The organism is Phyllobacterium brassicacearum, from assembly GCF_003010955.1.
GTDB classification, from domain to species: Bacteria; Pseudomonadota; Alphaproteobacteria; order Rhizobiales; family Rhizobiaceae; genus Phyllobacterium; species Phyllobacterium brassicacearum.
Map to the genome: position 1 here is coordinate 354,874 of NZ_PGGO01000001.1, position 18,098 is coordinate 372,971.

Here is an 18,098-nt window from a genome sequence, read left to right on the forward strand (position 1 = left end):
GTTTCCTCCTTGATTTGGAAAAGACCTATCATCAATACCGGCCCGATTGCCAGAATGTTTTCTGGGCACTTCCGGGCCTGCCGGATTTCGGAGTGAAGCCGAATCCACTATATCTCTTTAATGCCCATCAAACAGCTCACTGAGACCATCATCAACCAGATCGCCGCAGGTGAAGTTATCGAACGCCCCGCTAGCGTGGTCAAGGAGCTCGTCGAGAACGCCATCGATGCTGGCGCAACGCGGATCGAAATCGTCACCGCCGGCGGCGGCAAGAATCTGATTCGGATTACCGACAATGGCTCGGGAATTGCGTCCGATGAACTTGCCCTTGCCGTTTCACGGCACTGCACCTCTAAGCTCACCAACGATGTGCACGATATCCGGGCGCTCGGGTTTCGAGGTGAGGCACTGCCATCGATCGGCTCGGTATCGCGTCTCTCGCTCAAATCACGTACGGCAGATGCCGATTCCGGTTTCGAAATCGGCGTGCATGGCGGACGCGTCGAGGGGCCGCGACCGACGCCAATGAATGGCGGGACGATCGCGGAAGTGCGCGATCTCTTCTTTGCGACGCCTGCGCGATTGAAATTCATGAAGACCGACCGGGCGGAAGCGTCTGCAATCGGCGATGTGGTAAAGCGCGTTGCTATCGCCTTTCCCCATATCCGCTTCTCGATCGCTGGCAGCGACCGCACGCCGCTAGAGCTCAGCGCGACCGGCGTGGGTTCGGCGGGCATGCTGGAGCGAATTTCGCAGGTGCTCGGCAAGGAGTTTACGGAGAACGCAATAGCTATCGACGCTGAGCGGGACGGTGTGAGGCTGACTGGCTTTGCCGGTATCCCCGCGTTCAACCGGGCCAACAGTTTGCATCAGTTTGCCTATGTTAACGGCCGTCCGGTCCGTGACAAGCAAATATGGGGAGCGATCCGAGGCGCTTATGCCGATGTGATCTCCCGCGACCGCCACCCGGTGGTAGTGCTCTTTCTCAACCTCGATCCAGCCCTCGTCGATGTCAATGTCCATCCGGCCAAGGCCGACGTGCGTTTCCGCGATCCCGGGCTGGTGCGCGGCCTGATCGTCGGCGCCATCCGCGAAGCGCTTGGTCGATCCGGCATTCGGGCAGCAACGAGCGGCGCCGAGGCGATGCTGAATTCATTCCGGCTTGGCGGTGTCGAACCGGTCCGCTCGGCCGGTGCAGGACTGCGCTGGCAGGGTGCGGCGGCAGTCAATCAGAAATACGATCTTGCCCAGTCGCCCTATCGCCCGTTCGAGGCAGAGCCAGCCTCCACGCGAAACAGCAATGGTTTCGACGAGACGGTTCAGGCTTTCCTTTACGATGGGGCAGAGGCCGTTGCGGCAGACACGCGAGCGGGAGCAGCCGAGGTTCCACAGGAGCTGCTATCGACGCCGCTTGGCGCGGCGCGGGCACAGATCCACGCCAACTATATTGTCTCGCAGACCGAGGACAGTCTGGTCATTGTCGATCAGCATGCTGCACATGAGCGCCTGGTCTATGAAGCTCTGAAAAACGCCTTGCATTCGCGGCCCCTGCCGGCCCAGATGCTGTTGATACCCGAGATCGTCGACCTGCCGGAAGAGGATGTGGAACATCTGGTTGCCCACGCGGAAACGCTTTCGCGCTTCGGACTCGGGATCGAATCGTTTGGACCCGGCGCTGTTGCCGTGCGCGAAACACCTTCAATGCTGGGAGAAATCGACACGCAGCAGCTCATTCGCGATCTCGCCGATGAGATCGCCGAGCATGACACGTCCAATGGCCTGAAGGCCATTCTCGACCATGTTGCTGCGACCATGGCCTGCCATGGCTCGGTCCGATCCGGCAGAAGGCTGAAGCCGGATGAGATGAACGCGCTGCTGCGCCAAATGGAGGAGACGCCGGGTTCCGGGACATGCAATCACGGCCGGCCAACCTATATCGAGCTCAAGCTGAGCGATATCGAGCGGTTGTTCGGCCGCCGCTGAGTCTTGACCGGCATGACCAGTGGCGCGTAAATGGCCTGAATTGATTGAAATGGAACATATTGAATGAACAGATTTGAGGGACCGGGCTCACGCGAAGCCAAAATTCGCTATCTGGATGGCGACTTCCAAGTCCTGTCGCCGGGTTCCTTTGTGCTCTGTGCCGTGACTTCGGAGAAGATTCCACTCGACGAGCTCAAATATTGGAGCGTCGCGCGCCAGGAAGCCTATGCGGATGCGCGCATTTCACTGGAGCGGGAAATCCAGTTGAATCCAGCCCTGCGCCAGCGAACGAAGGCCTGACAGTGACATCCCGGCGCGCGGCCATGATTTCAATAATCGCCGCCGAGTTGCTTGCAGGCGCCTGCACGACCGACGGAGCAAACCGAGCTCCAGCTTATAGCGGTCCGACGAAAACCATTCGTGGCTACTTGCAGGGGCCGCCCTATTATCAGCTCACCGCAAGTTCGGTGGTGTTCGTGACGGCCCATGATGCCACCGGCGGAAATTCCGCGCCGATGCCCAAGATCGCGTCCACAAGCTTCACTCTCGGTCGCAACGGCACGTTTCCCGTAGGCTATGAGATTGCCGTGCCGGCGACCGGGCCGAAACGTGTTGCCTTGGCGATTGAAATTCGCCGTGCAGGTGCGGTGATCTTCTCCAACGATCGTGGGTACAGCCAGACGACCGGCACCAATCTCGACATTCCCATGCGCGAGGCACCGCCGAAACTGAAACTGCGCGGCAGATTATGAGCAATTGATCGCGCGTGTTCGGGCCCGATCACGCGTTTCGCGAATAATGCGCGATGCCGTTTGCGGATGGCTGAAGGCAAGTTCTATCTCAAGCACCAAGGTGCGTGCGGCGAACTCTTTCGCGAAGGTACCGCCATCCAGCAGTCTTACGTGGTCTTTCGCCGTGGTAATCAATGTGAGACCATCCTTCTCGGCCAAGTTGACCAAATCGTTTAGCTCCTCATCCGTATAACGATGATGATCGGGAAACGATCTGGACTGGGCAACGGCAGCGCCCGCCTCTTGCAGGGTTCTGAAGAACTTGGATGGATCGCCGATTCCAGCGAAGGCGAGCAGCTGCTTGCCCAAAATGTCTGCTGTCGACTTCGGATTCAGCACAGCTTCGTAGATGGGCTTCGCAGCACGTGCCGCGCTGCGGACAAGTTGATCAGCGCCATTGGCCGTACCGATCTTCAACAGTGCGTCCGTGCGAACAAGCTGGTCCGTTAGAGGCGCCCGCAGCGGCCCCCCAGGAATGACGTGGCCGTTGCCGATGCCACGCCCCGCATCGACGACCATAAGCGCATAATCGAAGTGAAGCCGCGCGCTCTGAAAGCCATCATCCATGATAATGAAATCGCAGCCAGCCTCCTGTAAAGCCAAAGCCCCTGCCAAGCGATCGGCAGAAACGACGACGGGCGCATGCCGCGCCAGCAGCATCGGCTCGTCGCCTACATGGCGGGCGCTATCGTAGTCGGGATCGACCCGGTGCTGGCCGGAGAACACCCCGCCGTAACCGCGAGAAACGATGCCCGGCTTGAGACCCGCCGAAGTCGCGGCCTTCGCAAAGGCGATTGACGTAGGGGTCTTGCCGGCACCGCCGACAGTGAAGTTGCCAACACACAGGACAGGCAATGGCACCGCCGGTGACTTTGCCCGGCGAATACGCCGGCCTGCAACGGTGCCATATATCTTCGACAGAGGACTCAGAGCCCGAGAACGCCAGTCCGGCTTTTCCCACCAGAACGGAGGCGCCTCACTTGTCATTCCACCCCGCCGTTCATTTCCAACCGCCCTCACGACTGCTCAGCCTTGCTTTCAACACAAGCGGCTGGATGAATGGTTCCAACGCCGTCATGGTGCGGCTCAGCGAGCCGCGCATATCTTCGACCGTCTTCAACCCGGCATCGATCATCACTTGGCGCTCGGCCGGATTGTTGAAAAGATAATTGACCGCACCGGCCAGCATATCCTTGTCCCGCACCAGCTTGGCACCGCCATTCTTGATGAGACGCTGGTAGGAATCGCGGAAATTCTGGACGTTGCGCCCTGAAAGGATGGCTGATTTGAGCATGGCCGGCTCCAACGGGTTTTGCCCGCCTTGCGCAGTGAGAGAGCGGCCGACAAAGGCAATTTCGGTCAGGCGCAGGTAGAGGCCCATGTCGCCGATCGTATCACCGAGATAAATGTCCGTGTCCGGCTCGATCTGATCACCACGGCTGCGCAGGGCAACCTTCATACCCATCTTCTCGATCGTCTCGGCTATTTCCGCTGCACGATCGGGATGACGTGGCACGATGATCGTTAGCAGATCGCGATGCCGGGCCTTCAACATGTGATGAACCTGAGCAACAATATCTTCCTCGCCTTGGTGCGTCGAGATTGCGGCCCAGGTCTTGCGCGACCCGATCATGCGCTGCATGGCCGCCAGGTCACCATTGTTTACCGGTGGGACCGCCGTATCGACCTTGAGGTTACCTGACACCGTGACGGGTCTGGCGCCGAGGGCCCGGAATCGTTCGCCATCGATATCGGATTGCGCAACCACATGCGCGAGGTTCTCAAAAAGCGCCTCGGCAATAGACGGACGTTTGTGCCAGTTGGCGAAAGAGCGGTCCGACAGGCGTCCATTGACGAGGACCTGCGGTACCCGCCGGGTTCCGAGTTCGAGAATCGTCATTGGCCAGATTTCGGATTCGCAGATAACCGCAAGATCTGGCTGCCAGTGAGTAAGGAAGCGATCGACGGCAGGCTTCAGGTCCAGTGGAACATATTGATGGATCACACGGTCGCCCAGCCGGTCCTGAACCATTTTGGCCGATGTAACCGTGCCCGTCGTCAGGACGACATGAATGCCCATATCGACGATCGCCTCGACCAGCGGCGTCACCGCCGAAGTCTCACCGACGCTGGCCGCATGAACCCAGATCAGCGGGCCGGAAGGGCGCGCAACACTGGCTACACCATAGCGCTCACCATGACGGCCGCGTTCTTCCTTGCCTTTGCTGGCACGGAACGCGACATAGGCGCCGACGATCGGAAAGGTCGCGGCACCCACCCATCGGTAGGTGCTGAGGACAAGACGAGCCCACTTCTCACTCATGCCAAACCATCCACCAGTTGATGTACCCGCCTGGTGTTTTCATTCAGGCTATTTGTCAACTCGATACGCTTCGCTTCCAGCATCGCATCATCTGCATTCTCGGGAACAAAAATCGGGTCGCCGACAATCAACCCCGATTTGCCGAATGGCAAGGGGATCGTCGTCTTGTCCCAGCTCTTCTCCAGAACTTTCCGGCGTGTGGTCAGATAGCATATCGGAAGGATAGGACGCCCTGACAGTTTTGCCAGGAGGATGACCCCGAATCCGGAGTCGCGCGGCGTCCCATGGGGAATATCAGCAATCATTGCGGCAGTCTTGCCCTCATTCAAAGCCTTTTTCAGAACAAGCAGGGCTCTGGCACCGCCCTTCTCCGTGCCTCTTGCCCGCTCCCTTCCGCCGGAGCCGCGGACAATCTCGACACCAAAGCGCTCGGCAACGCGCGCATTGAGTTCGGCATCCTTGCTCTTCGAGAACATGGCTACGAAACGAACACCGCGCGGCATGAGAAACGGCGCCATCAGGTGTTGACCGTGCCAGGCGACAGCAATGAAGGGTTCGCCGCCACGCTTCATGTCCTCAAGGTCCGACGATCCCGCAAGTCTCGGATTGGTCAGGTGCACGAGCCGGAAAAACTGGGTGATAAGCCAAACGATCATGGTGCGGACCATTGGCGAATTCGCCAGCGGTCCGCGTACAGAACGCCAAAAACGTTTCAGTGCTCCACCCTTTCGCCGGGTGGCCTTGGCCGTCGCTGAGCTGTTTTCAATCATGCCGATATCAATTCGTGACCGCGATGCGCGATCAACCTGCCTTGCCCGTGTCGGGGTCCAGCAACTTGTGCATGTGGACGATGAAGTAGCGCATATGGGCATTGTCGACAGTCTGTTGCGCCTTGGACTTCCAGGCCCGCTGCGCGGTCTCGAAGTTCGGATAGATGCCGACGATATCGAGCTTGTCGAGATCGCGAAATTCGACGCCGCCCAACTTCTTCAGTTCACCACCAAAAACCAGATGCAGCAGTTGTTTTGGCTCAGATGTGTTTTCACTCATGGTTGCCCGTCCAGAAAATGATCGATGAGGATGAGGGTCAGGACCCTAGCTTGTTTATCCGAAGGCGGTTTCGGCGACAACGTCCAACATATTATCCATAAGCAGACCACTTGCTGCGACGAGCGCGCCGTGCCGGTAATCGCCTTTGTTGGTGTTTCGCACACCGTAGGTGAGCGCTTTGCCATCTGCTGTCAAGACTTGGCCGCCCGCTTCGGAAAGAATGAGATCGGCGGCGGCCAGGTCCCAATCATGCGAATTGGGGCGCACGAATGTGCCGGCAATATCGCCGCGCGCGACCATGGCAATACGATAGGCGAGCGATGCGACGTAGGGAGCGTGCTCAATCGACTGCAGGAAGTGCTCGGGGAGCTGCTTCAGGAACGCGCCTGGTCCCGCAACCTTGAACGGGCGCGTTTCAGCCTGAACGTGAATGGCATTGCCATTCTGTTCGGCGCCAAGGCCCGGTAATGCTGTGAGTATCTCGCCCCGCGCAGGACAGTCCAGAACGCCCGCGACAGGGCGGCCATTCTCGATGACAGCAACGCTGACACACCAGACATCAGAGCCTTCTATAAAGGCGCGGGTCCCGTCGATCGGGTCAACGACGAAGAAGCGCTGGCGCCGGGAAGCGACCCGCTCGTCATGGGTTTCTTCCGAAATCCAGCCATAGTCGGGGCGAGCCGTCAGCAGCATGTCCTTGAGATACTTGTCGGCGGCAAGGTCGGCCTCCGTAACCGGAGAATTGCCCGTTTTCATCCAGATTTGTGGAGCTTGCTTGAAATAGGACAGCGCAATCCTGCCCGCACCTTCCGCTGCTTCACGTATCAGTTCCAGGTCTGAGCGATTTTTGCTATTTGCCGGCAAGTGTCATGCCTTCGATTACGAGGGTCGGGCTGGCAACGCCGAAATGGCGGTCGATGTCATTGGCTGGCGTGATATTGAGGAACATGTCCTTCAAATTGGAGGCGATCGTGACCTCACTTACCGGGTATGCGGTTTCACCATTTTCGATCCAGAACCCCGAGGCGCCGCGGCTATATTCCCCCGTCACCATATCAACACCGTGCCCGAAGAGCTCCGTCACATAGAAGCCTGTCCCGACACTATGGATGAGCTCTTCCGGGCTTTTTTCGCCTGGCTCGATGGCAAAGTTTGTCGACGATGGGACGACGGTGGAACCCGAACGGACACCGCGGCCGTTTGTGGTCAAGCCCAATTCCTTAGCCGTCGACGTTGAGAGAAACCAATGTTTGAGGACGCCGTTTTCAACCATGTTCAGTGGCATGCCTTCGAGCCCTTCACCGTCGAACGGACGTGACGACGCTCCCCTGACACGCAACGGATCGTCAGTGACATTGATCGCGTCGCTCAGGATTTTGGTCCCCATGCGATCCTTGAGGAAGCTTGTCTTCCGGGCCACAGACGCCCCGTTGATGGCACCCGCCAGATGTCCGGCGATGCCACGCGCCACGCGCGGATCGTAGACAACGTTTACCCGGCCAGTCTTGGCCTGACGCGCGCCAAGGCGCCTGACCGCACGCTCGCCGGCGGAACGGCCGATCACGGCAGCGTCTTCCAACTCATTGAAGTAAATGCGTGACGAAAAATCGTAGTCGCGTTCCATCGCCGTGCCGGCCCCGGCAATGGCACTGACGGACCGAGAGAAGCGTGAGCCCATATATTGCCCTGAAAATCCGCCTGACGTGACGAGGACCAGACCACCCATGCCCGCGGAGGCGGACGCGCCGCTCGAATTGGTAACGCCCTCAACGGCGAGAGCAGCCGCTTCGGCAGCAAGCGCGGCCTCGGTCAACTGTGCAGCATCGATGTTCGTTGCGTCGTAGAGGTCGAGGTCGCGTATATTGCGAACCAGGTTCTCGGACGCTGCCAGACCCTCATAGGCATCATCGGGTGAAACTTTCGCCATCGCAACGGCACGTTCCGCAAGCACATCCGGGTTGGATCCGGCGTTCGCCGAGATACTCGCGACCTTTCGTCCAACAAAGACGCGCAGAGAAAACTCATCGCTTTCCGACGATTCTGTCGACTCGACCTTCCCTAACCGCACGCTAACCCCGGTGGAACGCGACCGCACGACGACAGCATCGGCAGCATCTGCACCGGCGCGCCTCGCCGCTTCGACAAGCGCAGCAGCATTGTCTACGAATTCGCGCGAATTTACCGGCTCTGTCATAATCGTCCCTAAGGTTGATTGCATGATGGGATGCAAGGACTTATCCGACGAAGGTCAGATGCATTCCTTCCTATATGATGCAAATTGGGGTCTATCAAGGCAAACACGCCCAACAATCTCACAGTCCGGATCACGAACAGATGCTCTCGCAAAGCGGTAACCTCTATTTTCAGGCACTGGCACTACTGACCGGAGCGATCATTGCCGCCCCGCTGTTCAAGCGCCTTGGCCTGGGAACGGTGCTTGGCTACCTCGCAGTGGGCTTATTGATCGGGCCGCTTGCCAACCTCATTACCGACGGCGAACAGATCCTCCATTTTTCAGAGCTTGGCGTGGTGTTCCTGCTCTTCGTTATCGGCCTGGAACTGAAGCCTTCACGGCTGTGGACACTACGCCACGCGATTTTCGGGTTGGGCGCTGCACAAGTTATCGTAACAGGCGCAGCCCTGACAGGCTTGCTTCTGGCATTCGATCTCATGGTCTGGCAGGCGGCCCTGATAACCGGCTTTGGCCTTGCGCTGTCATCGACGGCCTTTGCCATGCAGATTCTGGAAGAACGCGGGGAAACTGCGACGCAACACGGGCAGACTTCATTCGCCATCCTCCTGTTTCAGGACTTGGCCATCGTTCCGTTGCTGGCGATGATCCCGGTCCTTGCGCCTGGTTCGGCACAGCACGAGGCTGATCCGCTCGGACAACTTCTCATTGCGGTGATCTGCATCGGCGCAATCGTGGCTGTTGGCCGCTATCTGCTCAATCCGCTGTTCCGCTTCATCGCCAATACAGGAGCTCGCGAGGTGATGATCGCAGCTGCACTCTTCGTCGTGATTGGTGCTGCGGTGTTGATGCAGTTTGCCGGACTGTCGATGGCCATGGGCGCGTTTATCGCTGGCGTGCTTCTGGCAGAATCATCCTACCGCCACGAACTTGAGGCTGACATCGAGCCGTTCCGCGGTGTTTTTCTCGGACTGTTCTTCATTGCGGTCGGACTCTCGCTTGATCTTGAGGTCATTCTGGACAACTGGAAGACTATTCTGCTTGCCGTTCCCGTCTTCATGGCGATCAAGGCAATTGTCGTCTACGTTCTCGCGCGGCTGTTTCGTTCCAGCCACAATGACGCGATCCGCATTGCATTCTTCCTGCCGCAAGGCGGTGAGTTCGGCTTTGTCCTGTTTTCGACAGCGGCCGCGGCCGGCCTGATGACCAGTTCGACGGCCTCCGAGTTGATTGCCGTGGTAACCTTGTCGATGGCCGTCATGCCGCTCTCGGTTGCACTTGGAGACAAATTTCTGGTCACGCACGACACGCACGATGAGATCGATGAAGATTTCGAGGGCGCGGGCGCCGACGTGATGATGATCGGTTTCTCGCGCTATGGGCAGATAGCGGCGCAGATCCTGCTGGCAGGCGGCAGCGATGTGACGGTCATCGATGCTTCCGCGGACCGTATCCGAGCGGCCGGACGATTTGGATTTCGTATCTATTTCGGCGACGGTACCCGCAAGGACGTGCTGGAGGCCGCTGGCATCCGGCAGGCGAAGATCGTTGCCGTATGCACGCACAAAAAGGAAACGACAGATCAAATCGTCGAACTCATCCAGACGGAATATCCGGACATCAAACTGTTCGTGCGATCCTATGATCGCATCCACACATTGAAACTACGGGCACGCGGCGTCCACTATGAGTTGCGCGAAACGTTCGAGTCCGGTCTAGTGTTTGGCCGCCGGACGCTGGAAGAGCTCGGCGTCAGCGAAGAACTCGCCTATGAAATCATGCAGGACATAAGGCGGCGGGATGAGGACAGGCTGCATATCCAGGCTTCGGAAGGCCTGACCGCGGGGAATGATCTCTTGCTGACACGCCCGGTAATGCCGGAACCGTTGATCAAACCGACGCGCGAAGCCAAGCGGATCGACACAATTGCCGACGGCGAGATGGACGTTGCGGTCGAACCCGACGTGACGCCGGCCGAGTGAGCGTTGTTATTCCAGCTCTTTGTGTTCGACATAGGTGATGGCCGCGTCGACGGCACGTTTTAGCTCATCCTTGATGCCCGCAGAGTCGCGCAGGACCTGTTCAACGCGCAGGAAATCCAGCACACCGAACTTGACAACGCTTGGTCGCAGAAAAATGGCCGGCGGGTCCGTGCGCAGCCGTGTGGCGATGATCGATTGCATCATCAGCTGGCTCGCGCCGAACATGGCCTCGATCGATGAGGGAAGCTTGCCGATGTCACCCTCGGGCCCGCCCACGACGTCAATGGCGATGACAAATTGCGCCTTGTCCTTCAAATGATCGAAGGGAACGGGGTTATAGATACCTCCATCGATCAGGATGCGATCATCGCGGCGAACCGGCCTGAACAGCGCCGGTATGGCCGCTGACGCAGCGATGGCACTATAAAGATCGCCTTCGGCGATCGGCACTTCCTGTTGCCCGTAAAAATCGGTAGCAGTCACGCTCAACGGAATCTGCAGGTCCTCGAACGTGTCCGGGATAGTGTCTGGCAGGAAGTTCCTCAGGATCTTCTCGATATTGAACTGGCTGAGGCGGATACCCCCACCGAACATTTCGCCGAAACTCGCCGGACGCAACCGCCACAGACGAGCGGCAATCTCCGCGCGGCGCGACAGCGTCGCAATCGCATACTCTCTTATATCGCGCCCGGACATGCCTGCCGCCATTCCTGCGCCGATGATCGCACCAATAGAAGATCCGGAAATCGCCGTCGGGCGGATGCCAAGTTCGTCAAGCGCTTCAATCACATTGATGTGCGCAAGGCCCCTCGCCCCGCCACCGCCGAAGGCGACAGCGAAGGTGGGAGTGCCGGCGCTACCTATGGCGCCGGTCGATCCGTCGGCATCTGCCAGATCGCGCGCGATCATGACGTTTCTCCTCAATCAGGACTGCGGCGGTCCGACAATAAGAACGGCTGGTTCTGTTTCAAGAAGCTTCCCGGCCACTGCCCTCACCTGATCCAGTGTAACAGCGTTGATCAAATCCGCACGTTTGTCGATGTAGTCCCGCCCAAGATTCTCGTCCTGCAGGCCAAGAAGCGTACTGGCAACGGCCGATGACGAGTCGAGATTGTTTACGGCATAGGAGCCAACCAGATATTTCTTGGCCTCGGCCAACTCCTCTTCCGTCGGGCCATCCTTGGCCATCCTGGCAATTTCTGTTTTCAGAATCTGCAACGTCTCGTTGGCGCGGTCGGCTCGTGTTGCTGTCGAGACCATCAGGGCTGCCATGTGGTCTCGGTTGATCAAGTTGGAACCTGCCGAATAGGCAAGGCCGCGCTTTTCACGCACTTCATTGTAGATGCGCGAGGAGAATGTTCCGCCGCCCAGAATATGGTTCATGATGTAGGCCGGAAAAAAATCCGGATCCTGGCGCCGGACGCCGGGGTAGACCATCGAAATTGAGGTCTGTGGTAACACGTAATCAAAACGTGTCGTCTGGCCGAAGCCGAGCTGGGCGTCGCTTACCGGTTCGAGCTGGGCTTTTTCAGGCAGATCGCCGAACACCTTGTCGAGAAGCGGCGCCAAGTCCTCCGGGCTGATTGAACCGACTACTCCAACAATCAGGTTGTCGCGTGCAAAGTTGCGTTTGTGGAAGGCAACCAGATCGTCGCGGGTGATTGTGTTCAGGCTTTGCTCGGTACCATCCGACTGGCGCGCATAGGGATGGTCGCCGTAGAGGGCCACGGCAAATTTGCGGCCGGCAATCGTGTTCGGATCACGCTCGGATGCATTGATCCCGGCAACGACCTGCTGGCGGATGCGGTCGATGGGCGCCTGATCAAAACGGGGCTGGTTGACTGCAAGGGTCAGCAATTCGGCCGCCGCGTCCCGCTTGTCCGCCAACATGCGCACGGAACCGGTAATGCGGTCATCATCGGCGTTGAAACTCATCTCAGCCCCGACATCGTCGAGTTGTTCCTGAAAAGTATTGGAATCGAGATCGCCGGCACCTTCGTCGAAGAGCCCGGTCATCAGATTGGCGAGGCCTTCCTTGCCCTCTGGGTCCTGGGTCGATCCACCCTTGAACGAAAAGCGCATCGAAATCAGGGGCACGAAATCGTCTTGCACCAGCCAGGCGCGGATGCCCTTGGGCGAGACAACCTCTTTGATCTGCACGGCATAGCCAGGGGCAGCGGCAAAAAGGACCAGCAGCAGTGTGGCAACAAATCTCTTGATCATTGAACGACTCCCTGCGCTGGCTCTTCCGGTTGTTGAGTTTCTTCAGAGGCGGGTGTCTCTTCCTCTACTTTCTGGTCCGGCTTGCCGTCTTCCGGCATCAGGTAACTAGTGACCGAACGGCTATCGACGAGATAACGCTTGGCCACATCCTGAATGTCCTCGACCTTCACGGCGCGGATGCGATCCGGCCATTCCTGGATATCCTTTATTGTTTGACCGGTGGACAGGGTCGAGCCATAGATGCGGGCCATGCTCGACTGGCTGTCACGGGCGAAGATCATGCTCTTGAGGAAGCGGTTTCGCGCTTTTTCAAGCTCGTCCGCCGTCACGCCGTCCTTGATGATTTTGGCGATCTGGGCGTCAACACCGGCTTCGACCTGCTCCAGCGTCGCGGAGCCCCGCGGCGAACCATAGATACCGAAACTGCCGTCGTCGAGCGAGCCACCCTGGTAATATGCGCCGGCGCTGGCAGCGGAACCATCGCGCACGACCAATGCCTGGTAAATCCGGCTGCGCGTCGAACCGCCCAGGATCTCACTGAGGAGATCCAGCGCTTCCGCTTCGCCTGGCTTGGCGCTTGTGTAGGATGGCACGAGCCACATCTTCTGGAAACTTGGCTGCGAGACCCGTGGATCGGCCATGGAAACGGTGCGTTTGGTGTTTTGTTCCGGCTCCTGCGGTCGCACGCGGTTTCCTGGTTCGGCGCGCCGCGGTAGCTTGCCATAAGTCTTTTCGGCCAGGGCTTTCACGGTTTCAAGATCGACGTCACCCGAGACGACGAGTGTTGCATTGTTGGGCGTGTAATACTTCTCATAAAAGGCGAGCGCATCCTTGAGATTGAGCTGCTGCATTTCATGCAACCACCCAATCACAGGCATGCGGTATGGATGGTTCTGATAGAGGGTTGCATTGACTTCCTCGGCGAGCAGAGCCCCGGGATCGCCATCCACACGCGAGCGGCGTTCCTCCAAGACGACATCGCGCTCCGTCTTGACCACATCATCGTTGAGGATGAGGTTTTCCATGCGGTCGGCCTCGTAGGTCATGACCATTTCGAGCGCCTGGGGCGCGACCTGTTGATAGAAGGCCGTGTAGTCGTAGGAGGTGAAGGCATTTTCCTGACCGCCAATCTCGGCGACCTTGCGGGAGAACTCGCCTGCAGGATAGGTCTTCGTGGCCTTGAACATCAGGTGTTCAAAAAAATGTGCTATGCCGGATTTACCTGGTTCCTCATCGGCCGATCCAACGTGATACCACAGCATGTGCGTTACGACCGGCGCGCGATGATCCGGGATCACGACGACTTCAAGACCATTTTCCAGATTGAATGACGAGACATCGTCCTTGTCAGTTGTCGAGGCCGCCGCGGGCGCTTGCGATGCGGTTTCCGCTCTTGCCGGCAGAGCGGGAGGCAATGCAACGACGATACCGGCCAGGAAAATTGCCGCAACGTTGCGGCTCAGGGCGAAGGACATTTCAGATCGATCCAGTTCTGTTTCACGACGGCGATACAATCCGGGCCTTTACGTCTTCAATGTAACAAGCCTTATGACTGTTCCGCCGTAGGGGCGTTCTTCGACAACCGAGAATCGCGGATCAAGATCGACCATCGCCTCGGCTTCTTCTTCAAGCACCAGAAGTGTGTCGGGATTGAGCCAACCGCCGTCAAGCGCGGACTTGAAAGCCATTTCGCCCAGACCCTTGCCGTAGGGTGGATCAGCGAAAACCAGGTCGAACGGCTCTATGGTCCCGGCTTCACCAAGCTTAGTGGCGTCACGGCGGAAAATCTTGGTGTTGCCGAGCAGACCGAATGTCTCGACGTTCGTGCGGATTAGTCCACGCCCCTCTGTCGACTCTTCGATGAATACGCCATAGCGCGCGCCACGGGACATGGCTTCCAAACCCAAAGCTCCTGTGCCGGCAAACAGGTCAAGCACACGGGTCGATTCAAACTTTTCCGGATAGTTGTGTACCAGAATGTTGAAAAGGCTTTCACGCGTCCGGTCCGTCGTTGGACGGATTGAATTGGACGCTGGTGTTGCCAGCGCCCGCCCGCGAAATTTTCCGCCGACAATCCGCATCAGTTCACGCTCTTATGACTTTGGTTTGTTGCCGCGTGGGGGCCGACCAGCACCACCACTCGAACCTCGCGGAGCTCCTTTTGGACCACCATATGGACGATCGCCGCTTCTGCCGTCCTGACGGCCAGGGCCGCGACTGGGCTTGCCGCTGGCCCCGTAGGGACGTTCGGAACGGTTCGGTCGCTCAGACTGGAATGGCTTGGCGCCTCCGGATTCCTGTTCCTTCAATGCAGCACGCTCGCGCTTGCCAACACGCGGCGGACGGGCAGGACGCGAGCCGTCCTCCCGGTCAGATCCGAAGGACCGCTTGGGGCGCTCCGATCGTTCATCTTCACTGCGAGGCGGACGGGTAGAATAGCTGCGCGGCTTGTCTCCGCCATAGCCAGCGGAAGAGCGTTCACCCGCGGGACGTCCTGTGTAGGGGCGATCGCCTGCCGGACGGCTGGAGCCTTCGCCGGAGCGACGCGGCTTGTCCGTGCGTGGACTATCGGAACGGGTGCGTTCGCCGCGCTCCGCCTCGGCCTTCGCGCGCGGCTTGCCGACTGGGCGCGCGCCAGGCGCCATCCACACATTGGCGGAGCGGGATTTGCGCTCAGAAATCTCTTCTTCTGCCTTGCCGCGTTTTGCCTTTGGCGCAGCGTCGCGCGGTGCGCGAGGCTTTCGATCATCGTCACGGGGCGCGCGCGCTGGGCGGTCATCACGGGCACCGCGCGCCGCAGCAGGACGGTCGTTACGGTCGGTCGTCCAGCGCGAAAGCGTTTCTTCGCGCTTTTCATCCTTGGATTTGCGGGGTCCGCGGCTTTTGGCAACGGGTGCGCTGGAAATCCATTCGGAAGAACCGCGAACAGGCCGTTCGCGTGCTTCAGCAGGCTGCACAGCCTCTCCCTTTACGGCATCGTTGGAGAACACATTTATGATTGGCGCGTCGAAATCGGCACCCGACTCTTCGATCAGACGCTCGCCAAGCTGATCGCGCAGGGTACGGCCGTTCATCTCGCGTACGGCGCCTTCCGGCAGGTCACCGAGCTGGAACGGACCGTAGGAAATACGAATGAGGCGATTGACCGAAAGCCCGAGCGCGCCAAGTACGTTCTTGACTTCCCGATTCTTGCCTTCGCGCAGGCCAACCATGATCCAGACATTCGATCCCTGCTCGCGCTCCAGCGTCGCTTCGATAGCGCCGTAGAAAACGCCGTCGACAGCGATGCCGTCCTTCAGCGTGTTGAGTTTCTCCTGGGTCACGCTGCCATGGGCACGGACCCGGTAGCGACGGAGCCAGCCGGTCGACGGCAGTTCCAGCGCACGCGATAGCCCACCGTCATTGGTCAGGAGGAGGAGGCCTTCGGTGTTGATGTCGAGCCGTCCAACGGACAGGACGCGTGGCATGTCCCTTGGCAGCGATTCAAAAACCGTCTGGCGACCTTCGGGATCGCGATTGGTGGTCACGAGGCCAGCCGGCTTATGATAAAGCCAAAGGCGCGTCCGTTCCTTTTCCGGCAGCGGCTTGCCGTCCACTTCGATGCGATCGGTGCGCATCACGTTGATTGCCGGGCTCTCCAGTCGTTTGCCGTTAACGGAGACGCGGCCCGCCGCAATCATCGTTTCGGCCTCACGGCGCGACGCTATTCCGGCGCGCGCCAACCGCTTGGCGATACGCTCGCCCTCTTCAACGGGTACGTCCACATGCGATGATTTGAAACTGCGCTTTGCAGGCGCGCCGGCATCGGACTTGCGCGGTCCCTTATGCGCGGAACGGCCAGCGTCGCCGCCCTTCTTGTCGAAGCCGCGCTTTTCAAAGGAGCGTTTGCCGCCCTTCCCGTTGTCATTTGAACTTGTCATGGAATGTTTGCCTTTCAGCAGCGCTCACTACCAGCTATGAGGTGTTCTTGCGAGTAAATTCTAAGCGACCCTTTCGTAAACGGTCGATAAATGATGAGCACGGCGTGAACCAAGAAACTGATCCAATGAGTATGGCCCTCGCGGAGGCGCATGGCGCTGCGGCGCGCGGCGAAGTGCCGATCGGGGCTGTGCTTGTCAAGGACGGAACGATTCTTGCGAGCGCAGGAAACAGAACGCGCGAGTTGAACGATCCGACCGCTCATGCAGAAATTCTCGTTATTCGCGAAGCCTGCAAGGTTCTCGACAACGAACGCCTGACCGGTTGCGATCTCTATGTGACGCTCGAGCCCTGCACGATGTGCACCGCCGCCATCTCTTTCGCCCGGATCAGACGGCTCTACTACGGCGCCCAGGATATCAAGGGCGGCGGGGTGGAAAACGGAGCCCGGTTCTTTGCGCAGCCCACTTGCCTGCACGCACCGGAAGTTTATTCAGGCTTCAAGGAACAGGAAGCAGAAACCATCCTGAAAGCGTTTTTCCGTGCCAAGAGGCCCTAGTTTTCGACCCTGATCTTTGCGGAGAAATCCGGATCTGTGTCGGCAGCCAAGGCGCGCTGGTTGATCGAAGCCGATTTAATCACGTCGTCCAAGGGCTTCTGGTGATCGATGGCACCGCGGTCATAGAGATAACCAGGCAGATAACCCGACAGTACAATGCGATAGTCGATGGGAATATCCGGTGTGAGCGCGCGCACCATGTCGAAGATGACAGTCGTGCAGTTTGCTGTAATCGTGTTGTAGAATTTTGCCGTCGTTACGAGTTGATTGGCGTTGTTGAGGTAGGACAGGAACAATGCGTGCCGCATCTCCGGCTTGAGATTGATGCGATAACGATAGACGTCTTCCTTGCGGATATTGGTGCGAAGGCGAATGATGTCGCGTTCGTCCGCGGCGATCATCGCAAGCTCGAACTCCCTGAAGAAGCCGCCGATTTCCGAGAATTGCTCGTGACGCTCCTTGCGTATCTCGGCCGAAAACACAACGTGGTCGCCATTGTCAAAGCCGAAACTCACGAGTGTGTGGGCGATGGCGGGGTTGGACCAATAGGACAGAAAAACGTCGACCGAATTCAGATCGTCCAGATCGTAGGTACGAACCTCCCAGCGCGGCGTATAGTCGGTTTGGCTTCGCCATTCGAAATTGCGCACATTGGACAGCGTTACATAGTTGCCGCCCAGCGTACCGGTTACCGTCTGGGCGACGTCATCGGCCCATATGCGGTTCAAAGACGGTTTGATCGTACTCCACCAGTATCCGAGGCCGATCATGACCGGCAAAAGCACGATCAGCGCCCGCCAAGGGCGGCCATTGAATTCGAGCCAGAGGACCGCGAAAGCGATAGCGGCCCAGAGCAAGAGACAACCAATGTTACCGACAATTCCAAACGGCAATTGATACCAGAGTGCAAATCCGCCCCACAGAAAGGCTAAGAGCGTCAGCAGGACAAGCAGGATCAGGCCAAGAAAGCGCAGGATGAACAATTGTTGCGGTCCTCGATTGGAAGGATGGAAGCGGCGCGCTTCCCTTGTAGACGAAAACAACGGACCGGACACCAATCCGTTCCACAATTCCCGTT

Annotated in this window: 17 protein-coding genes; 5 read left to right on the forward strand and 12 right to left on the reverse strand. The window is 58.7% G+C overall.

What is annotated here, in order from left to right; genetic code table 11:
- Positions 1 to 120: 120 nt before the first annotated feature.
- The 3 genes from mutL (at position 121) to CU102_RS01755 (ending at position 2,735) form a co-directional block, all read left to right on the forward strand.
- Positions 121 to 1,983: a DNA mismatch repair endonuclease MutL gene (mutL, locus tag CU102_RS01745; protein WP_106709223.1), complete on the forward strand. Its 1,863-nt coding sequence runs from the start codon at positions 121 to 123 to the stop codon at positions 1,981 to 1,983.
- 63 nt (positions 1,984 to 2,046) lie between these two features.
- Positions 2,047 to 2,283 carry a DUF2093 domain-containing protein gene (locus tag CU102_RS01750; protein ID WP_106709224.1) on the forward strand — a complete coding sequence of 79 codons (237 nt, stop codon included), beginning with the start codon at positions 2,047 to 2,049 and terminating at the stop codon, positions 2,281 to 2,283.
- Positions 2,284 to 2,306: 23 nt separating this feature from the next.
- Positions 2,307 to 2,735 carry a hypothetical protein gene (locus tag CU102_RS01755; RefSeq protein WP_133624361.1) on the forward strand — a complete coding sequence of 143 codons (429 nt, stop codon included), beginning with the start codon at positions 2,307 to 2,309 and terminating at the stop codon, positions 2,733 to 2,735.
- On the opposite strand, the gene lpxK is transcribed toward CU102_RS01755, so the two are convergent.
- Genes lpxK through CU102_RS01785 form a run of 6 tightly spaced genes read right to left on the reverse strand, consistent with a single transcriptional unit; the run spans position 2,730 to position 8,341 of the window.
- Positions 2,730 to 3,761, reverse strand: a complete 1,032-nt coding sequence (gene lpxK, locus CU102_RS01760; protein ID WP_106709226.1) for a tetraacyldisaccharide 4'-kinase — start codon at positions 3,759 to 3,761, stop codon at positions 2,730 to 2,732. The genes CU102_RS01755 and lpxK overlap by 6 nt on opposite strands.
- Positions 3,762 to 3,774: 13 nt before the next feature.
- A complete protein-coding gene (gene waaA, locus CU102_RS01765; protein ID WP_106709227.1) occupies positions 3,775 to 5,097 on the reverse strand; it encodes a lipid IV(A) 3-deoxy-D-manno-octulosonic acid transferase in 1,323 nt (440 codons plus the stop codon).
- A complete protein-coding gene (locus tag CU102_RS01770) occupies positions 5,094 to 5,867 on the reverse strand; it encodes a lysophospholipid acyltransferase family protein (RefSeq protein ID WP_106709228.1) in 774 nt (257 codons plus the stop codon). Before CU102_RS01770 ends, waaA begins: the two co-directional genes overlap by 4 nt.
- A 31-nt stretch (positions 5,868 to 5,898) precedes the next feature.
- Positions 5,899 to 6,147: a DUF4170 domain-containing protein gene (locus tag CU102_RS01775; RefSeq protein WP_106709229.1), complete on the reverse strand. Its 249-nt coding sequence runs from the start codon at positions 6,145 to 6,147 to the stop codon at positions 5,899 to 5,901.
- A gap of 54 nt (positions 6,148 to 6,201) precedes the next feature.
- On the reverse strand, positions 6,202 to 7,011 hold the full coding sequence (locus CU102_RS01780) for a 3'(2'),5'-bisphosphate nucleotidase CysQ (protein ID WP_106709230.1): 810 nt from the start codon (positions 7,009 to 7,011) through the stop codon (positions 6,202 to 6,204).
- Positions 6,998 to 8,341: a TldD/PmbA family protein gene (locus tag CU102_RS01785; RefSeq protein ID WP_106709231.1), complete on the reverse strand. Its 1,344-nt coding sequence runs from the start codon at positions 8,339 to 8,341 to the stop codon at positions 6,998 to 7,000. The genes CU102_RS01780 and CU102_RS01785 overlap by 14 nt, the downstream gene beginning before the upstream one ends.
- 140 nt (positions 8,342 to 8,481) lie before the next feature.
- On the opposite strand from CU102_RS01785, the gene CU102_RS01790 reads away from it, so the two are divergent.
- On the forward strand, positions 8,482 to 10,320 hold the full coding sequence (locus tag CU102_RS01790) for a monovalent cation:proton antiporter-2 (CPA2) family protein (protein ID WP_106709439.1): 1,839 nt from the start codon (positions 8,482 to 8,484) through the stop codon (positions 10,318 to 10,320).
- Between the two features lie 6 nt (positions 10,321 to 10,326).
- Here CU102_RS01790 and CU102_RS01795 read toward each other — a convergent pair whose 3' ends face one another.
- From CU102_RS01795 to CU102_RS01815, 5 genes are read right to left on the reverse strand one after another with little or no spacing between them, the layout of a single operon-like run.
- Positions 10,327 to 11,229, reverse strand: coding sequence for a patatin-like phospholipase family protein (locus CU102_RS01795; protein ID WP_106709232.1), 903 nt, complete (start codon positions 11,227 to 11,229; stop codon positions 10,327 to 10,329).
- Positions 11,230 to 11,244: 15 nt separating this feature from the next.
- Positions 11,245 to 12,543, reverse strand: coding sequence for a M16 family metallopeptidase (locus CU102_RS01800; RefSeq protein WP_106709233.1), 1,299 nt, complete (start codon positions 12,541 to 12,543; stop codon positions 11,245 to 11,247).
- Positions 12,540 to 14,018 carry a M16 family metallopeptidase gene (locus CU102_RS01805; RefSeq protein ID WP_106709234.1) on the reverse strand — a complete coding sequence of 493 codons (1,479 nt, stop codon included), beginning with the start codon at positions 14,016 to 14,018 and terminating at the stop codon, positions 12,540 to 12,542. The genes CU102_RS01800 and CU102_RS01805 overlap by 4 nt, the downstream gene beginning before the upstream one ends.
- Positions 14,019 to 14,066: 48 nt before the next feature.
- Positions 14,067 to 14,624: a 16S rRNA (guanine(966)-N(2))-methyltransferase RsmD gene (gene rsmD / locus CU102_RS01810; RefSeq protein WP_106709235.1), complete on the reverse strand. Its 558-nt coding sequence runs from the start codon at positions 14,622 to 14,624 to the stop codon at positions 14,067 to 14,069.
- Between the two features lie 12 nt (positions 14,625 to 14,636).
- A complete protein-coding gene (locus CU102_RS01815) occupies positions 14,637 to 16,463 on the reverse strand; it encodes a pseudouridine synthase (RefSeq protein ID WP_106709236.1) in 1,827 nt (608 codons plus the stop codon).
- A 125-nt stretch (positions 16,464 to 16,588) separates the two neighbouring features.
- Here CU102_RS01815 and CU102_RS01820 point away from each other — a divergent pair, with 125 nt between their 5' ends.
- Positions 16,589 to 17,020 (forward strand): nucleoside deaminase, encoded by a 432-nt coding sequence (locus CU102_RS01820; protein WP_106709237.1) that lies wholly within the window; start codon positions 16,589 to 16,591, stop codon positions 17,018 to 17,020.
- On the opposite strand, the gene CU102_RS01825 is transcribed toward CU102_RS01820, so the two are convergent.
- A complete protein-coding gene (locus CU102_RS01825) occupies positions 17,017 to 18,003 on the reverse strand; it encodes an Lnb N-terminal periplasmic domain-containing protein (RefSeq protein ID WP_106709238.1) in 987 nt (328 codons plus the stop codon). The two genes, CU102_RS01820 and CU102_RS01825, sit on opposite strands and share 4 nt — an antisense overlap.
- Positions 18,004 to 18,098: the final 95 nt, after the last annotated feature.